Annotated in this window: 16 protein-coding genes; 4 read left to right on the top strand and 12 right to left on the bottom strand. The window is 42.0% G+C overall.

The window, feature by feature from the left end:
• A partial coding sequence (locus AABK37_RS35255; protein ID WP_432556112.1) for a recombinase family protein occupies positions 1-1,908 on the bottom strand: 1,908 nt, incomplete at its 3' end.
• 88 nt (positions 1,909-1,996) lie between these two features.
• Here AABK37_RS35255 and AABK37_RS35250 point away from each other — a divergent pair.
• The 4 genes from AABK37_RS35250 (at position 1,997) to AABK37_RS35235 (ending at position 6,610) form a co-directional block, all read left to right on the top strand.
• A complete protein-coding gene (locus AABK37_RS35250; protein ID WP_432556111.1) occupies positions 1,997-3,331 on the top strand; it encodes a proton extrusion protein PcxA in 1,335 nt (444 codons plus the stop codon).
• A 119-nt stretch (positions 3,332-3,450) separates the two neighbouring features.
• Positions 3,451-3,816, top strand: a complete 366-nt coding sequence (locus tag AABK37_RS35245) for a hypothetical protein (protein ID WP_432556110.1) — start codon at positions 3,451-3,453, stop codon at positions 3,814-3,816.
• Between the two features lie 519 nt (positions 3,817-4,335).
• On the top strand, positions 4,336-5,598 hold the full coding sequence (gene mltA / locus AABK37_RS35240; protein WP_432556109.1) for a murein transglycosylase A: 1,263 nt from the start codon (positions 4,336-4,338) through the stop codon (positions 5,596-5,598).
• A gap of 562 nt (positions 5,599-6,160) precedes the next feature.
• Positions 6,161-6,610, top strand: coding sequence for a PIN domain-containing protein (locus AABK37_RS35235; protein ID WP_432556108.1), 450 nt, complete (start codon positions 6,161-6,163; stop codon positions 6,608-6,610).
• A 269-nt stretch (positions 6,611-6,879) separates the two neighbouring features.
• On the opposite strand, the gene AABK37_RS35230 is transcribed toward AABK37_RS35235, so the two are convergent.
• The 11 genes from AABK37_RS35230 to AABK37_RS35180 form a co-directional block, all read right to left on the bottom strand.
• On the bottom strand, positions 6,880-7,980 hold the full coding sequence (locus tag AABK37_RS35230; protein ID WP_432556107.1) for a GUN4 domain-containing protein: 1,101 nt from the start codon (positions 7,978-7,980) through the stop codon (positions 6,880-6,882).
• A gap of 23 nt (positions 7,981-8,003) precedes the next feature.
• Positions 8,004-8,528, bottom strand: coding sequence for a hypothetical protein (locus AABK37_RS35225; RefSeq protein WP_432556106.1), 525 nt, complete (start codon positions 8,526-8,528; stop codon positions 8,004-8,006).
• Between the two features lie 71 nt (positions 8,529-8,599).
• Positions 8,600-8,758 (bottom strand): plasmid partition protein ParG, encoded by a 159-nt coding sequence (locus AABK37_RS35220; RefSeq protein WP_432556105.1) that lies wholly within the window; start codon positions 8,756-8,758, stop codon positions 8,600-8,602.
• Positions 8,759-9,311: 553 nt separating this feature from the next.
• On the bottom strand, positions 9,312-9,860 hold the full coding sequence (locus AABK37_RS35215; RefSeq protein WP_432556104.1) for a hypothetical protein: 549 nt from the start codon (positions 9,858-9,860) through the stop codon (positions 9,312-9,314).
• A 64-nt stretch (positions 9,861-9,924) separates the two neighbouring features.
• On the bottom strand, positions 9,925-10,638 hold the full coding sequence (locus AABK37_RS35210) for an RNA-guided endonuclease InsQ/TnpB family protein (RefSeq protein ID WP_432556103.1): 714 nt from the start codon (positions 10,636-10,638) through the stop codon (positions 9,925-9,927).
• On the bottom strand, positions 10,631-12,448 hold the full coding sequence (ltrA, locus tag AABK37_RS35205; protein ID WP_432556102.1) for a group II intron reverse transcriptase/maturase: 1,818 nt from the start codon (positions 12,446-12,448) through the stop codon (positions 10,631-10,633). Before ltrA ends, AABK37_RS35210 begins: the two co-directional genes overlap by 8 nt.
• 575 nt (positions 12,449-13,023) lie before the next feature.
• Positions 13,024-13,581 (bottom strand): hypothetical protein, encoded by a 558-nt coding sequence (locus AABK37_RS35200; RefSeq protein ID WP_432556101.1) that lies wholly within the window; start codon positions 13,579-13,581, stop codon positions 13,024-13,026.
• Positions 13,582-13,831: 250 nt separating this feature from the next.
• A complete protein-coding gene (locus AABK37_RS35195; RefSeq protein WP_432556100.1) occupies positions 13,832-14,215 on the bottom strand; it encodes a hypothetical protein in 384 nt (127 codons plus the stop codon).
• Between the two features lie 34 nt (positions 14,216-14,249).
• The gene (locus AABK37_RS35190) at positions 14,250-14,762 is read right to left on the bottom strand and encodes a hypothetical protein (protein WP_432556099.1); all 513 of its coding nucleotides are present in this window, start codon (positions 14,760-14,762) and stop codon (positions 14,250-14,252) included.
• A gap of 267 nt (positions 14,763-15,029) precedes the next feature.
• A complete protein-coding gene (locus AABK37_RS35185; RefSeq protein WP_432556098.1) occupies positions 15,030-15,380 on the bottom strand; it encodes a hypothetical protein in 351 nt (116 codons plus the stop codon).
• A 116-nt stretch (positions 15,381-15,496) separates the two neighbouring features.
• The coding region (locus tag AABK37_RS35180) for a hypothetical protein (RefSeq protein WP_432556097.1) at positions 15,497-15,920 on the bottom strand (424 nt) is incomplete at its 5' end.

Below are 15,920 nucleotides of genomic sequence, written 5' to 3'. Positions count from 1 at the left end.
GGGAGAGGGGGGGATGGGGAGAGGGGGGGAGGGGGGGACGACTTGGGGAGTATTATTCAAAAATTCTCCTTGTCTCCTTGTCTCCCTGTCTCCCTGTCCCCCTTGTCCCTCCATCCCCATGTCTCCTAATGGGGTTTGTCGGAGTCTGGTATCAATTTCCCAGTAATGTTGGGCGGTTTCCAGTAATTCCCGCAGTGCGGCTAATTGCTCGTAGGGAAGGTTGCTACCATTCCACAAAAAGCGTTGAATTGCTCTATCTAATAAGGAAATCGGACTGGGGATAAGTCGTAATTCTTGTTGCGATCGCTGTTGTTCTATCCACTCTAATATCTCAGTATACGCTTTTGTCGCTGCATAGCCGATTCTATCCCAGCGATCGAAGGCGGTAACAGCAAGCAAATTCGGGCGATCGAGATGCGGCACAAAGCAGTAATCTGCTATTAATCCCGCTCTTACTGGGTCAATATAATGACTAGCAGACAAAGAAGGAAATAATTCATCTTCCCTTTCTCCTTGTCTCCTTGTCTCCCCCTCTCCTTGTCTCCCCCTCTCCCCCTCTCCCCCTTCGCTATATCCTTTACTCAAAACAACCAGCATCTCCGCTACGGCGTCTCGGTCTACCAAGCGTCCCAAATCAGGATAAACTAGTGCCATGAGTGTAAGTAAGGCACGGATGACCGGTGAAGCAATCAAGGGGCGTTGGTCGTTAAGCGATTCTAAGAATATTCCTTGTTTGCTGAGGATTTCTACTAGGGTATAACGAGCGATCGCATCTAAACCAGGTGCAATTATTGCAACTTGATCCGCTTCGACTTCTTTTGATTTGATTGCTTTGACAATTTCTTCTGCTGTTAGCCGCAACAGTTGGGCGCGGGAAGTTGTTTGAATCGATCGCACTACTTCTGGTAAACTGGAAAGCATGATCGATTGAGTGACTAATTCCACCATCGGCGCGGAAAGCGTATCTGCAAGGCTGTTTTCTGCTGGTTGATTTAAAATTTCTACTCGACAACGCCTTGCTAACTCTTCTAAATATTTCGGATCTGCTCCCAATCCCCAACGCACTGCACCATCAGGATTGTAAGTAAAAGCTCCTACAGCACCTTGATCTAACAAAAAGTCAAACAAACGACGTGCTACACCTGGATACTCATCTACGTCATCTGCCAATACTGCCTGATAACGTTTTATTAAGCGCTGTTGATAAAGGCGATCGCTTAACAAATGTTGACACCAAAGTTCGGTGATAATTCCATAAGTCAACAATCCCCTTTCCAAACACCAGTTACGCCAATCTAAAAGCAAAGTGCCTAACAATTGCGGATCTAAATTTACCGTATTTTCTTGCGGTAATATAGCTTTTGTCAAAATTTGGCTAATATCTTCGCACGCTACGCCACTATAAGCCGCTAATTGCAATAAGTCGAGGATGCGACGCACACCGCGATACTCCGAACCTCCCAAAGCTTGAAGAAAGTCTTCATCCAAGCGCGATCGCCAAAGTAAGGTTGCCAATTCTTGCTCAGTCTCTGGACGTAATCTTACCGGAAATTGAGCCTTTAAGTGTAAAGATTGAATTAATAGGGGCCAAAATAAAATAATCTCATCCTGAAAAAAACCCAAGATCGTCTTCGCACGAACTGGATATTTTCCCTGAGTTGATGTAACAATTCTATCTGCCAACTGTCGCCGATTATCGTCATTGGCGGCAAACACTAAAACTGCTGGTTCTGTTTGCTGAAGATACGGGTGTTTTTGTCGGCGTAAATCTTTTTTCTGAGAATTTTTAGTATAAAATAATTCAGGGTTTGGATTTTCCGTTTGTACCCAACTACAGAACTGCTTCACCAAGCGAGCAGTCTTACCACTGCGGCTAGCGCCTACAATCCAAAGTGAATCAGAAACCACAAACCATCTCCGAACTTAATCTCTGATTATAGCTTATGCGTTAACTTAAGGTTAATAATCACCAAAAAGTGCTGGATGATTGCCGACGATGAAAATTTCTGTTTTTAGCCAAAAAATATACAATTTTCTGCTAGCTGCTTACCGATGGTACTTACTGACAGCAGAACGTTCTCTAGATCAAGCTTACAAAGCGGCGTTACAGATTAAGGCTATAGAAGACGAATATTTTGATGGTAAAAAAATAGACGTTAATTCATCTAAGTACACCAGTAGCATGATGGATTATTTTGAGTCAGATTTGAAAAAGCAATTAAGAATTGCTCGGATGCGGTTGACAGAGTTTAAAGGTAGCCGTTTTTTTCTCAGTGAATCCAATCAAAAAGCTGCGATTAAAGCAGGGATAGAATATGCTAATCCGGCGACAATTTTAGAAAAGCTGAGATTTATCGATCAAGTTATCGCAAAATACACCAATTTTGATTACGAAACAACTTCTTCAGATTTAGTTACCCAACCCAAGCCGGAAATTATTCCACTAGATTCAGCGATCGCACCAGACATTGCACCCGCACCATTATCAGCAAAGTTATCAAGCAAAGGCTGGGATAAAAAAGCACGAGGTAAGGCAAATTCAACCGGAATATTGCCTCGTTCGATTTTAAGTACTGTCACTCGTTTACAAGTTGAATTAGATCCTCGCTCAGAAGAAGATGTTGTTAAAAACTTTCGTCAAGCTCAAAGAAGAACAATTATATCTATCAGATTTTTTTTACTATTAATTATAATACCAATTCTGACTCATCAGCTCTCAAAAACATTAGTTGTCGGACCAATTGTTGATAGTTTTAGAAGTTCCGAGCAAACCGGAATCTTCATCAACTATGAAATGGAAGAAGAAGCACTCGAAGCACTAGAAAAATTTGAAGAGAGAACAAAGTTCGACATTCTCATCGGCAGATTAACCCCTTTATCTCCTGAGGAGATGGAAAACCACGTAAAAGAAAAAGCTACGGAGATTGCCGAAGAATTTCGTGCCGAAAGCTCGAATGCGATTAAAAATGTTTTTGCTGACCTTTGCTCGGTTGTTGCTGTTATCTGGCTATTGCTGGTGAGTAAACCCTCCATTGCCGTAATCAAAGATTTCTTCGATAATATAGTATATGGTCTGAGTGATAGTGCCAAAGCATTTATTATCATTTTGTTTACCGATATTTTTGTCGGATTTCACTCACCTCATGGATGGGAAGTGATTCTAGAGGGTGTATCGCGCCATTGGGGACTACCAGGAAATCACGATTTCATTTTCTTATTTATTGCCACATTTCCAGTAATTTTAGATACCATCTTTAAATACTGGATCTTCCGATACTTAAACCGGGTATCGCCTTCAGCAGTAGCAACCTACCGCAATATGAATGAATAGACTTCGGGCAAAAAATCGCGTATTGAGTAATTTTTACTACCATACCTAAAGTTTTGCTGATTTGCTTGCGAACAAAGCAGAAAAAAATCAGTCTTTTCTACTAATAGAGTCATAAAGCCATGATTATCAAACAAACACTTTCATTATTAGCAGTCTCTGCTTTGATGGTATTACCAGCAGGTATTGCCACAGCAGAGGACATTGACGTTCAGACCGGCAACATGAGAGTCAGAGTTAGTGAAGACGGCACTACAATAATTAACTCGACTCCCAAACAAACAATTATCGTTCCTAGTCGTCGCGTACCCACCTCAAGGATACGTGTTCTACCAAATCGTAACCAGCGTTACAGCGTTTGGAAAAATTCTCGATCGACGCCAAATATTTGTAATGGCAGAAAAATAACCCAGCAAAGCACTCAAAGCAACAGATCTGGTACTTCGGTTAACCGCACTTACAGTTCCATAACGACAACATCTTGTTAACAACTTAGTAAATGCTTGTGAAGCACTTACTAACTTACGCTATAAACACGCAACCCCTGCATCTATCCGAACAAAGGACAGGTGCAGGGGTTTTCACTTCATTATAGCGGTCAAGAGTTCTGTACAATACATTATCACAGCGAATGTAGGGACAATTCATGAATTGTCCCTACAAATACGCTCTTATTCACCATGAAAGGAGAATTGCTATATTTCTTCGCATAGCCCAAGTTAAAAAATGTAACGAATTTTTCCGGAACTTGCATAAATCTCCCAACCTCATCATATAAATACACCAAAGCTGAAAAAAGCGCGTAGGCGTAGCCCGTCGTAGACATCGCTACCCTCACTTAGAGAGATTTTTCAGCTTGGTTACATAAAAGTGATTTTTGGCAGAAACCGAAAATCAACGCTTTTTCATCTAAAAAGTGAGTTATGGGGTCAAATGAAAAACAGTAGTTTTCTAAGTAACGCGACTAGGGAATTAAAAATTTCCTTCTTATTTGACATATCCACTAGATGAAAAAGACTCTTCCATTCATCATCAGTATACCCGTGGTTCTATTAATACTTTTATTACGTATGCAAAGTTTTGGACAGCGGGAACTCAGTCCACCAGAATGTCAAGTTAAAAAGTGGGATCTACCAGTGTCGTTGAAAAGCAAAAATCAAGCATCCACAGTACTTGTTGAAAGGTCGTCGGTTGCTTGTTGTGAGGGTGATACCTCTTGTTTGGATCAAGTTTTATTTACAGGTGAAAACACCCAATTACCAGATAAAAAGATACTAATACAAGCTATCGATCGCAGTTTGGGATATTTGCAAACTAGTAATGCTGATGCTGCTTACAAAAACTATCAAGTGCCGGGAATTACACGCGATCGCGTCAGCAAAAGTCTGCAAAGATTCAAGAAACTGCTGCTTCTATCTAAATCCGCTACAGAACTTCATGCAGCTATTGAGCGCGAATTTGTTCTTTATCAGTCAATCGGTAAAGACAACAAAGGTTCCGTTTTGTTTACAGCTTACTATGAGCCACTTTATGCTGCAAGTCGCATTCCTACGGGTGAGTATCGCTATCCGATTTATAAATTGCCTGCTGATATCGAATCTTGGTCTAAACCTCATCCTACACGAGCGGAACTTGAAGGAATTGATGGTTTGCAAGCATCAAATGGTAAGTTGCGGGGTTTAGAGTTGTTTTGGTTTCGCGATCGCTTAGAACCATATATGATTCAAATCCAAGGATCTGCCAAACTTCAGCTGACCGATGGGGAGCAAACCACTGTAGGGTATGCCGGTAATACAGCTTACAACTACAAAAGCATCGGACGAGAATTAGCAAATGATGGAATATTACCCCTAGAGGGGATGACAATGCCAATTATCCTCAACTATTTTCACAAGCATCCACAAGCTTTAAATGTCTATATTCCCCGCGATCCCAGCTTTGTGTTTTTTAAAGAAAATTACGGTGCAGCAGCACAAGGTTCTATCCAAGTGGCACTTTCTCCAGAGCGTTCAATTGCTACAGACAAATCTATCATGCCTCCTGGTGCTTTAGCGTTGATTCGCGCTCCTTTTCCCTTTGTCAAGGGTAGCGGTGAAATCGAGCATCGAGTTGTCAGTCGTTACGTTCTCGATCAAGATACCGGCGGTGCGATTAAAGGTGCGGGAAGGGTGGATTATTTTTTAGGTACTGGGAAAGTGGCAGGCGATCGCGCTGGCGTAACAGTCAGTAATGGACAACTATATTATCTGCTGCTTAAGTCCAATAAATAAACTTATTTCCCTAATAAAAGCGGAACTAATATTTACAACTATTGTGATAGTGTGTCAAAAGTGATTATATTAACAATTCATCTTAGTATTATGCTAATTCTTCTTTTTTCGGAAAAATTATGCCTATTTTCACTTTGTTTATCTATGTGAATCTAAGAAAATTAAAATGAGAAAATCACAAATTTATTCATCCTCTATGTCTTTGGATATACATCTATTAGCTAGGAACTACAAAAATTATCAGTCGTCATTTCAATTTACCGTACTCAAGCTGTAATTTTTGCCATAATCGCTAAGAAAACTTGTTTTTATTTACCAAGCATCTCTTTTTTGCCAATAGGATTAAGTCAAATCAAATCAGAAATATTCTTATACAAGTATGTACATCTAAAAATTAGATATTGCCTTTTCAGTTAATGCGGTTTAATTATTGCTTCTTTTTGCTTGGCTTACGTCAGTATTTCGCAGTCATTTGTAAATTAGCAAAAATAAGTGTAAATAATACCAAAAAAATGGTATCTGCGTCTTCACACACAATTTTCAGCTCTTCTGGGGGGTTAAAGTGATCAGGATTTTAGTTGATGCTGATTTAATTTTAGAAGCTTTGATTAATCGCACCGAATTTGTCGGAAACGTCAGGGAACTATTGGATAGAGTACACCCGTCAATACAAATGTATGTAACAGATGTTGGTTGGCAGAAAATTTACGATTATGCAAGTCGTTTTCGGAGTACTAAAATAGCAGAAATAGTAGTTGATTGGTTAGAAGAGAAAATTCAGATTTGCTGTGTCGATCGGACAATTTTACAACAAGCACGCTCCTCGCCGCTTCGAGATTTTGAATCTGCTGTAGAATTAGCTTGTGCTAGTTATCAAGAATTAGATGCGATCGTTACCCATAAACATGATGATTTTGCCGATGCTTCTAACAAGTTTTGGATTTGGTCAGTGGCAGACTTGCGCTTGCGGGCAAATCTAGAAAATCAGTTACAAGCAACTAGAACTACTTAATCATAGGCTTGATTTATGCAATTCCGGTCAGATAACGTTGATAAGCTCGTAGTGAGGACTTACAGCGGTTTTCAGATGAATAGACCACAGTGAGCAAACCAACCCCAAGCATCATCGGCGGAGATTTGCTCACTAACAAGTTGTATATCCTGTTACTTGCGCCACCTCTTGAGGTGTTTTTCCCGTCGCTAATAACCAAATTATTTGGTAATGGCTGCGTTTTATTGCTTCTGTTGCCTGACGATAATGAATCAACAGTTTTTCCGTACTTAAGTGGTTTGCGATACGCCAACAATGTGAGAGAAAAGAGTTTCCATTCGGGAGGAGTCGAATTCTAAAAGGGAGTCAGAATCAAAAAGGTTCATAATCCCATCAATGACTTCTTCAACTAATTGATTTTCTACTGTAGATCCGAGATTTTGCCATTGCTGGGCGCTAATTTGTCTTGGGTTCCGCCAATTTCTCATCATATTTCTCACTTCTGGAACAATTACTCCAACTCTCTTCTTTCTTAAAACAATCGGGAGATGCCCTTCCGGTGCTGATAATATGTCAAAACATACGTCAGAGTACTTGTACCACCCTCCAAACAACCACCACCCTTCGTATCCCCATCCGACGAGTTCGCCAAACTGTTTGGGGTTTTTACTAACGCTTTCCCAGATGCGCTTTTGCGCACTAAAGCCAAAGTGCCCATCGCTGTGTTCTATCCAAAGTTGGTCAATCTTGTTTAAGATTGGTGAGGGAAAGTTTTCGATAGATGGATAATCTAGCCAGCCTTCTCTTCTTCTACCAGTTGCTTTAAGCATGATAGTTAAAGTTTCTTTATCTGCTTCTTTCCATTTCTGTTTTGCTAGCGAGGTCTGGAGTTGGGTGTAGTCTACATTGTGATTGAGAAAATTATTAGAGTCATTTCCCTGCCACGGCTCTCCTGTTATAGCTACAACTAGTTTTCTTATTGAAAAGTCAGGTTTACGCAAATCAACCGTTTGATAATCAAATAACCACCCTTGCGGTGAATTGTGGTACGCTTCCTGAATCTTTCGTAATTCTGGTCGGCAGTTTTTTAGTATTACCAATCCTACGCGAAGCTGGGGTAGTTCCTCCTCTTTACGCCGAGAGATTTCGTCGTAAATGGTTCTTATTTCATCCTTTTGCCACTCTCCAAATCCTGAGGAACCAAGGAATACAGCAATAGCATCCATCTTAATAATATTCTGTGTTATATATTTCTTCCAATCCTCAAACCCCTGGATATGCTTCTCATCCATCCAAGTTTCAAGTCCTTGTTGGCGTAGCTTCTTTTCAATATCTTTTACCACTGGCTTGTCTTTACTGTTATGACAAATAAACACCTTAGACCCGGACATAATTATACCTCAGCTTTTCTTTACTACTTGTTTACACCTACAATAATTGCTAACGCATTGGCATACTTTTCCAAATCTCTTCTTAGCGATTCCAACTCAGCACGCAACTTTGATTCTTCAGACCAATTACGCTCATGCTCTTTTGGACTCAGGTGAGGTGGGCGCTGGGCTTCCCAAGTTTGTAACAGTGGATGCCACTTAGCAAGGAAGGGACGCAGACCATTATTCAGGACTGCGATCGCAATCCCGCCTACTGACTCACGAGATGCACCCACATTTGGACCGGCTTCTTTGAGGACTTGGCGTGTGATCCCAAACAAGCTATACAAAGAGTTCAAAGCCTCACGTACAAGTCCGGTGTCAACCTCCAAAGGTTGCACAGCAATGCGTGTTACCAGTTCAACATAAAGTGACCATGCTGCCTTACGTTCTGCGGGGTCTGTTTCCCACTCAGCAGAACCAATCCCAAAAGGAAGACTTACTGATACTTTCTTTAAAAAAGCAGAATCTTCTCTAAGTCCTAAAAACTCTTTTAACCAAGACCACATAATGATTTACCAAAATTCTGTTTGACTAACCCAATTCTTCGAGAATTAACTACACACATTGGACTTGGATCTTAATTACGTTTACTCGAATCCTGACTCACTAAAGCTGTTTCATTAGTTTCTAGCCATTGCTCAACTAGCTCAGTTATCACTTGGCTCATCTTCAACCCATGAATAGCACAGGCTGCGTGAAATCTCTTTTTTATGTCGTCTGCGATACTAATATGCATAACTAGTACAGATATAGCTGCTTTTAAACAGTATCTATAACAAATCTACAAATGAACAATATCAGTAGATCACAAAGTTTTGAAAACTGACGTAATAATTAAGGTTTCAGGCATCGTAAATCAGGGGGAGACTGCGTTCGTTTACATCAGTTGAGTACGGAGCCGGCATAACTATGAGTATTTTTGCTGCCTCTCCAGTTTACTAAATTTGTGGTCTATTCAATTGAAAAATGCTGGAAATACACAAAAACAAAGTATTGAACAAGCAATTAATCTTTATCGAGTGACTGAAGAATTGGAAGTCGCGATCAGAACTTTGCTTGCTGCACTGATGAATTAACCGCTAACTGGATACAAAGCTCAACGTCTGCAATTAGGGCTTGTCTTGGAATTTGCAAGGGCTGTTTTGCGATTACCTCTTTCTTATTACGAAAAAAGTCAAAAGTCAAGATTTATTCTGGACTCTGGACTTTTGAACGCCACTTGCTTCACTTGGATTTGGCTTGGCGAGAAATTTTCTCATCTCTGTTGTTTAAACAAAACTTGATTCGCGCTATTGCACGTTAACATCAATTTTGTAATTCAAAGCACCATCACCGCTATTTTGTTGAGCGACATTTGTGCCGGGACCGTTTATTTGTACATTCACCCCAGAGGTTGGCGGAGAATAACGCGCAGTAATTTCAACATTGTGTTGCCCCATCGATAGATAAGGTGAGAGATTAACCTCAGAACTGTTCTTGTTCAGTTTTTTCACCACTTTACCATCAACAAGAATCTCACCTCTCAATTGAGTTGCAGAGCTATTAATGCTGAGAATATGAGGTTGACTAAGACTGGCTGCATCCACATTGAGAGTGCTTCGTTGATACTGAGATGATTGATCGTTTTGTTGGTTCATAAAAGTTCCATCTTGCATATCATCATCGTCATTATTGTTAGCTGAGTTAACACTTGTACTGTCTGAGTTAATACTAGTGTTGTCTGACCTCAGAAAAGTATTTTGATTTTGGTTGCTTTGAGTTAAGTTTTGAACTAGAAACGTCGTCGCCATGACACAAACGACGCTGCCTGCCAAAACCATGAGAATTTTTTTCATCATTATATTAACTCCCCTGACTATATAGTGTAAGCATACCCCGCTCACTCATAGACGGGGCTTTAGCCTAGATTTGAGTCATCGGGAAGAGAGACAATTGTCCCTCTAATTGACAACTCATCCCCGGACTTTCAGGATGGCTTACAGACATCCCCAAAGCGGCAATGTTATTAGCCGCATTAATATCAGCATCATGTTCAAATCCACAATGCCCGCACTTAAAAACCTTTCCGTTGCGATAAGATTTACCTTTAACTGGGTGAATATGTCCGCATCGGGAACAAGTTTGACTGGTATAGGCAGGTGGCACAAAAACAACTGGTATCCCAGCAATATTTGCTTTATACCCAACAAACAAACGCAGCTGATAAAACGTCCAGTTATTAGTTCTACGACGTTCAATTTTACTTCTAGGTTTAGTATTGAGCGACTGTCTAATATTAGTCAAATCCTCAAAAGCCAATGCCGAGTTATTCTGTTTTGCAGACTCGACAAGCTGTTTAGAAATATTGTGATTCAACCATTCTTGAAACCTCCGTTCCCTCCCAGAAAGCCTTCTCAAAAGTCTACGACTAGACCGAGTGCGTTTGGATTGAACGTTAGCCCTGACTTTGCTATAACGGTCACGAACGTTTTGAATCTGTTTACCACTCCACGAATTACCTGTGGAAGTGGTGGCATTAAACTCAGCGAGACTGTCACCAGTCCCGCTGGTCTCCAAAACGGAACGTGAAAGTTTCCCTTCATTCCGCTCCTCGGTGATATGGTGCTTGTCACGCATACCTCATTACCCATTTGTCCGCGACTTTCTCAAGTCTTTTAGTGGGCTTAGGTTTGACACTATTACAGCCAGATTTTGTACCGGAACTACCATCGCTGGCAGTCTTTGTATCGTGGCAATGCCTATGTAAGAGTTGCCAATTATCATAAGAATCCTTTCCACCTTTCGATTTGGGGATTTTATGGTCAACTTCCATAACATCGCTTTCGCGGAAATGTAGTTTGCAGTGGGCGCATTTCCCTTTTTGTGCTTTGAGAAGAGTTGATACTCTCTTTGGCATTTCAGGGTTATTTCCCATTCTTGTACTCCAATATACTAGGTTTCCGTCGTATGGTGACGAGTCGCCTTTAACTTTCACATGGCGCTTGATTTCAGTGGCGCTATGTTTTAGTAACCGCATTGGGTTTTTACCCTCTGACCTGGTTGCGAATACCCAGTTTGCGCCTCCTACTGTTTGCCAGTATTTCTTTACAACCCATCCCACTGATTTGTTTGGGTGTCGGCGCTTTGCCCAGGCGATAAGCTTTAAAAAAGTGAGGTTATCTACATCAGAATATGCCTCACTACTTATTACGGTTGAGTAGTATTTTGCCCAACCCCTGATAATGGGGTTTATTCGACTGATAAGCGCCGCTTGCGGTGCTGTTTTATGGGCATCAATTACCACTGCTATTTTGTCGTAATGTACTTTTTGCTTATCTTTGCTTGGGGTGATGATGGTCTTGAAGCCTAGTGGTTTATTTCCTCTTGAGGTTTTACCTGTGTGGTATTTTCCTACTGGGAACTGACGTATACTGAAACCAAGGAAGTTGAATCCTGGTTGTTCTTGCTCACACTGATTGAGAGTGTGGGCAAACCTTGTTTTACTTTGCTTCAATTCCAGTCCCATGCCTTTTAACCATTCGGAAATAATTTCCTTACATCTTTGGACAACGGTTCTATCTTCGTGAAGAACTACGAAGTCATCGGCATAACGGATGAAATTGAGGGCTTTTCGATTATCCCTTTTTCCGAACCCTCCTCTTGTGGGCAGGGTTTCGGCGTATTGTTTCACTCGTTCTTCCATTCCGTGGAGGGCAATATTAGCTAGTAGCGGGGAGATGACCCCACCCTGTGGCGTTCCCTCAGATGTATCGAAGTACTGCATGTTGTCCATCACTCCCGCTTTTAACCAGGCTCGTATTTGACGGCGCATGGTGGGGAATGTATTCAATTTATTGAGCAGTGCTTCATGGTCGATGCGGTCAAAACATTTGGCAATATCAGCATCTAATACAAATTTTGATTTGCAATGAATGCTTGTAAAAATTGCCTCTATTGCATCATGGCATGAGCGTCCGGCTCTAAACCCGTATGAATTAGGTTCAAATCGCGCTTCCCATTCTGGCTCTAATGCCAGTTTGACCAGCGCTTGTAAGGCTCGGTCTTTCATTGTAGGTATGCCCAAAGGTCGCTTCTCTTCCGTTCCCGGCTTGGGAATCCATACTCTCCGGGTTGGGCTGACTTTGGAACCCAGTTTCATTAAACCTATTAGGTCAATGCGTTGCTTTGGGGTCAGGCTTTTTTGCCCATCCACACCTGCCGTCTTTTTCCCCTGGTTATCCTGGGAAACTCTACGAACCGATAAAGCTCTTGCTGACCAGGACTTCATCAATATCTTCTGGAGTCCACGAACTAATTTCACATCACCACGTTGAGAGGCTTGATAGATGCGCTTTTGTAACTTAAAGACCTTACGCTCTAGCTTGCGCCAAAGTATTATCTTCCATTCAATCATCGGGGAAAATCCCCGTGCATTTGACGTATTCATTACGACTTGAACCTCTATCTTTCCATTTCACCGTGAGTCCGTCTGCATATCCTTGGAATTACCCAAGGCGTTCGCTTCTGACTCAATCTTTCCTACTCGCAGCATCCAGTTAGCACTTACTCAGGGAATCGACCGCCCTGAGAGCATACGAGAGGTTACTTCGTTCCTGATAGACATTGGTTGAACCTTTAGAGTGACACTGTACACCGGGTTTATGGGAGGTGCAAAACGGTCAGGACATCACTGCCGTCTCCCTATCCTTTGCCTTTTGGCTCCAGCGTATAAGCCTTATTCCGCTGGTTACAGACTGACGATGTTTTAACGTGTCTTCAAAGCTTTACTCATGGGTTCTTGCTCGAAGGGAACCAACTTAGGCTGTTAGCTTTACCTCCTTTCATCCCTGCTTTACGGATTGATGGCTAGTCGCTACCGTAGGGGAAGTGCTTTCACCACTGCACTTGTAGGGAAGGACTTGAGTTTTCTAGGTTACTTGCTCTCACCTTCATGTCTATCAAGTTGTCAAGGTACTATAATTAACCTTGCGACTAATCCCCCAAATCCTTATGGACTGGTTTCTAGTCAACGAATCGCACAATATCACGTCTTCCGAGATCGACCCCAATTACCTTGGGAGTCTTGCCAGTGGGTTGAGTCGGGATATCAACAACGAAGTTGATAAAGTAGTCCCCATGTTTGGTTTTATTCAGCGTTGCACTAGTCGGAGTTTGACCCCTAAGCAGTGCAATTTGATAACCACCAATGGACAACTTAAATTCAACTCGTCCACACATCAATGTCACCCCTACCGATTGGGTTTCTTCCTTATAAATAAAGGTGCGAACATCCAAACCAATAGAGGTAGGTCTAAACCTGTGGATTTGTTTAACTGCTTTAGCATTACCAATAACTCGCCGGATAGCCTGACAAACGTGATTAGCTTTCAATCCCGTCGCCTCACGCACAGGTTTATAAACCTTATGGTGAAGCTTGGTAGTATTCCAGCAATTCTCTTTTCTTGCTACCTCCAAAATCTGATTACAAGCATCGGCGAACCCCTCCATCGTGCGGTCAATTTCGCCACGAAAGTCAGGGAGTACTATAAGCTTGCATTTAACAGAGATGGGTTGAGTCATAGTGGTATTATAACTCATCCAGTGCAATTAATATTGACTGCGGTTAAAACCGCTTAAGTCGCTTACCTCTCAGCCCGCGCATGGACGCTCGTTTCCCGCTTACCAGAAGGTTTTATGAGCTTAAACCCAACTGCTCAATTCCGGAAACTCCCCAAAGTGATGTTAAGAAAGTAATTATGGCAAAATTCCCCCGGAGGGGAATTTCAAACGATGAAAATCGTTACACCCAACTTATAAATATTGGGCTAATTTATTTCTTGTTAAGAAAGTTGGGGTCAGCAGCTCGGTTGTATACATGCACTCGAGGATTTACTTTAATGTTAATATTTCGACCACCAGTGTTGTATCCGCCGTTTCCACTAACAGACTGATTGCTTGTCCGTCTTTGTTCGCACTTGGTAGAAACACAAACTTGGTTGCCGACGCTGGTGACACTGCCACCACTGCAATTTGGGTCAAAGCGTTGGTTAACATTATTCGATTGCGAACGTGTTCTGGAACCGTCAACCGCTACTTGCGCTGCCACATCAACTGCAACACACCCAGCCGCAGCTTTAGGAGTAAACGAAGGCATCAAGAAAGGAGATACACTTACAACTGAGAAAACACCGAGAGAAAGTAATTTGAAATTCATGGTTGTATCCTAATCGAAATAAACAAAACGTGAACTATTGACAAGTTGTTGTTGTAGTCGAACTATAACTGCGATTAACCGATCTGCCGGAACTATGGCTTTGAATGCTTTGGCGAGTTATATTTCTGCCATTACATTTCATAGACGGAGTTGAGCGGGGGTTTTTCCAAATTCCGTAAGTCCGAACATTATTTGGTCGATAAATCCGCGCTGGAGTGCGAATAATAGTTCTTCTGGGAATTGTGTTAACCCTGATATCGTCGTCGTCGTCGTAGTCATCAACATCGACCATAACGTCGTCAGTTTCAACTATGGTGTTACCTGCTGTGACAATGCCGCGAGGTGATGCGATCGGTGCAGAAAGCCAACGGGGAGACTTGAACGTGTGTGTGGGAGTGTTGTTAATCCGGATACCGCTGTCATTGCCAACCGAGACTTGAACGTTATCAGTTTGAACGAAAATGTCACCGGCTCTGGCAATTCCACTTGGTAATGCAATTAGCGCAGACAAGACTGCTAGTAATGAAACTGTTTGTTTGGGAAACATAACTTAATCACTCTCCTAATAGAAAAAACCGATTTTTTTTTCTGCTTCGCAAGCTAGCAAATCGGTAATACCCCTGTTAAAAAGCTGTCAGCACCACACCACACGATCGCTCTCCAGACTAATTCGACTTAAAAGCAATTTGAGCGTTGCAAGAATTAATTATTTTACAACGCCTTTCTCGTGGTAGTTGAATTAATCAAGGGTTTAGTCAGCAGCCACAGCATTTGAAGTTCCAAACTGACGGACTAAGCTGATAACACAAGTGCTTTAGCGGCAGTACCGTTGAGCGGCGCCAACTTGACGTTGCAAGTTTGTTTGGTCGGCACGTTGGCTGACAACGCTATCATTGATCGCTACACCATTTTGGTCAATACGCTGATTTGAGCGTTGTGATTGCTGGTTTCCTGGGCAGTATTTGTTGCCGTAGCGAGAACCTGCTCCATTGGTGCGTAACTGAAAGCTTGTTTGGCTAGCTTTTTGATCGACTCGACTGTTGTTAATCGAAGTAGCACTTTGATTAAGCTCTTGGCGAGTACCTGAATCGCCTGCGAAGGCAGCAGATGGTGCTATAATCATTGCTGCGGCTAAAAGACTAAAAGCGTAAGTTTTCTTCAACATATTTTTGAATCCGATTTGAAATTTCTTAGTGATTTCCAGCAGGCGTTGCTCTAGAAGCAGAATAATTTGGCTGATTCCTTCAATGAATGCAACGCCTGATAACTCAATTTCCGCGATTAGCGACCGCGAACACTTTGGCTTTGGTTGTTGCGGGTTGTGCTATCTTGAGCATTCACAGAACCGTCAATCGCAGCACCGCTTTGGTGTGTACCTTGTCTAGAGCCTTGAGATTGGTTTGTGTTAGCTTTGGGGTAGCGGGGCTTGTAGTAGCTGCCACGGTATCCACCAGCTTTTTTCTGTGCGTTTTGAATTTGTTGTTGGCGGTTGCTGCTTGTGGAGCTTTGAGCGTTGGTGCTACCATTGATTGCAGTACCTTCTTGTGTGGTACCTTGCACGTTGCTTTGAGATTGACCGGCAAATGCTGCACCAGGAGCAATAGCTAAAGCAGCAGCTAAGATACCGAAAGCAAAATTCTTCAACATTGTTTTAAACCTTAATATTTGTGTGTGAGTGTTGTTGATGAGCCAAAGGGCGTTGTTT

It is taken from the genome of Tolypothrix sp. VBCCA 56010, from assembly GCF_050875635.1.
Classification (GTDB): domain Bacteria; phylum Cyanobacteriota; class Cyanobacteriia; order Cyanobacteriales; family Nostocaceae; genus Hassallia.
This window is presented reverse-complemented; position numbering and strand designations above follow the sequence as displayed.

What these genes read in the sequence shown, in the direction of transcription:
- AABK37_RS35250 (WP_432556111.1), top strand. Translation starts at nt 1,997, where the DNA reads ATGAAAATTTCTGTTTTTAGCCAAAAAATATACAATTTTCTGCTAGCT.
- AABK37_RS35245 (WP_432556110.1), top strand. Translation starts at nt 3,451, where the DNA reads ATGATTATCAAACAAACACTTTCATTATTAGCAGTCTCTGCTTTGATG.
- mltA (WP_432556109.1), top strand. Translation starts at nt 4,336, where the DNA reads ATGAAAAAGACTCTTCCATTCATCATCAGTATACCCGTGGTTCTATTA.
- AABK37_RS35230 (WP_432556107.1), bottom strand. Translation starts at nt 7,980, where the DNA reads ATGTCCGGGTCTAAGGTGTTTATTTGTCATAACAGTAAAGACAAGCCA.
- AABK37_RS35225 (WP_432556106.1), bottom strand. Translation starts at nt 8,528, where the DNA reads ATGTGGTCTTGGTTAAAAGAGTTTTTAGGACTTAGAGAAGATTCTGCT.
- AABK37_RS35220 (WP_432556105.1), bottom strand. Translation starts at nt 8,758, where the DNA reads ATGCATATTAGTATCGCAGACGACATAAAAAAGAGATTTCACGCAGCC.
- AABK37_RS35215 (WP_432556104.1), bottom strand. Translation starts at nt 9,860, where the DNA reads ATGATGAAAAAAATTCTCATGGTTTTGGCAGGCAGCGTCGTTTGTGTC.
- AABK37_RS35210 (WP_432556103.1), bottom strand. Translation starts at nt 10,638, where the DNA reads ATGCGTGACAAGCACCATATCACCGAGGAGCGGAATGAAGGGAAACTT.
- ltrA (WP_432556102.1), bottom strand. Translation starts at nt 12,448, where the DNA reads ATGAATACGTCAAATGCACGGGGATTTTCCCCGATGATTGAATGGAAG.
- AABK37_RS35200 (WP_432556101.1), bottom strand. Translation starts at nt 13,581, where the DNA reads ATGACTCAACCCATCTCTGTTAAATGCAAGCTTATAGTACTCCCTGAC.
- AABK37_RS35195 (WP_432556100.1), bottom strand. Translation starts at nt 14,215, where the DNA reads ATGAATTTCAAATTACTTTCTCTCGGTGTTTTCTCAGTTGTAAGTGTA.
- AABK37_RS35190 (WP_432556099.1), bottom strand. Translation starts at nt 14,762, where the DNA reads ATGTTTCCCAAACAAACAGTTTCATTACTAGCAGTCTTGTCTGCGCTA.
- AABK37_RS35185 (WP_432556098.1), bottom strand. Translation starts at nt 15,380, where the DNA reads ATGTTGAAGAAAACTTACGCTTTTAGTCTTTTAGCCGCAGCAATGATT.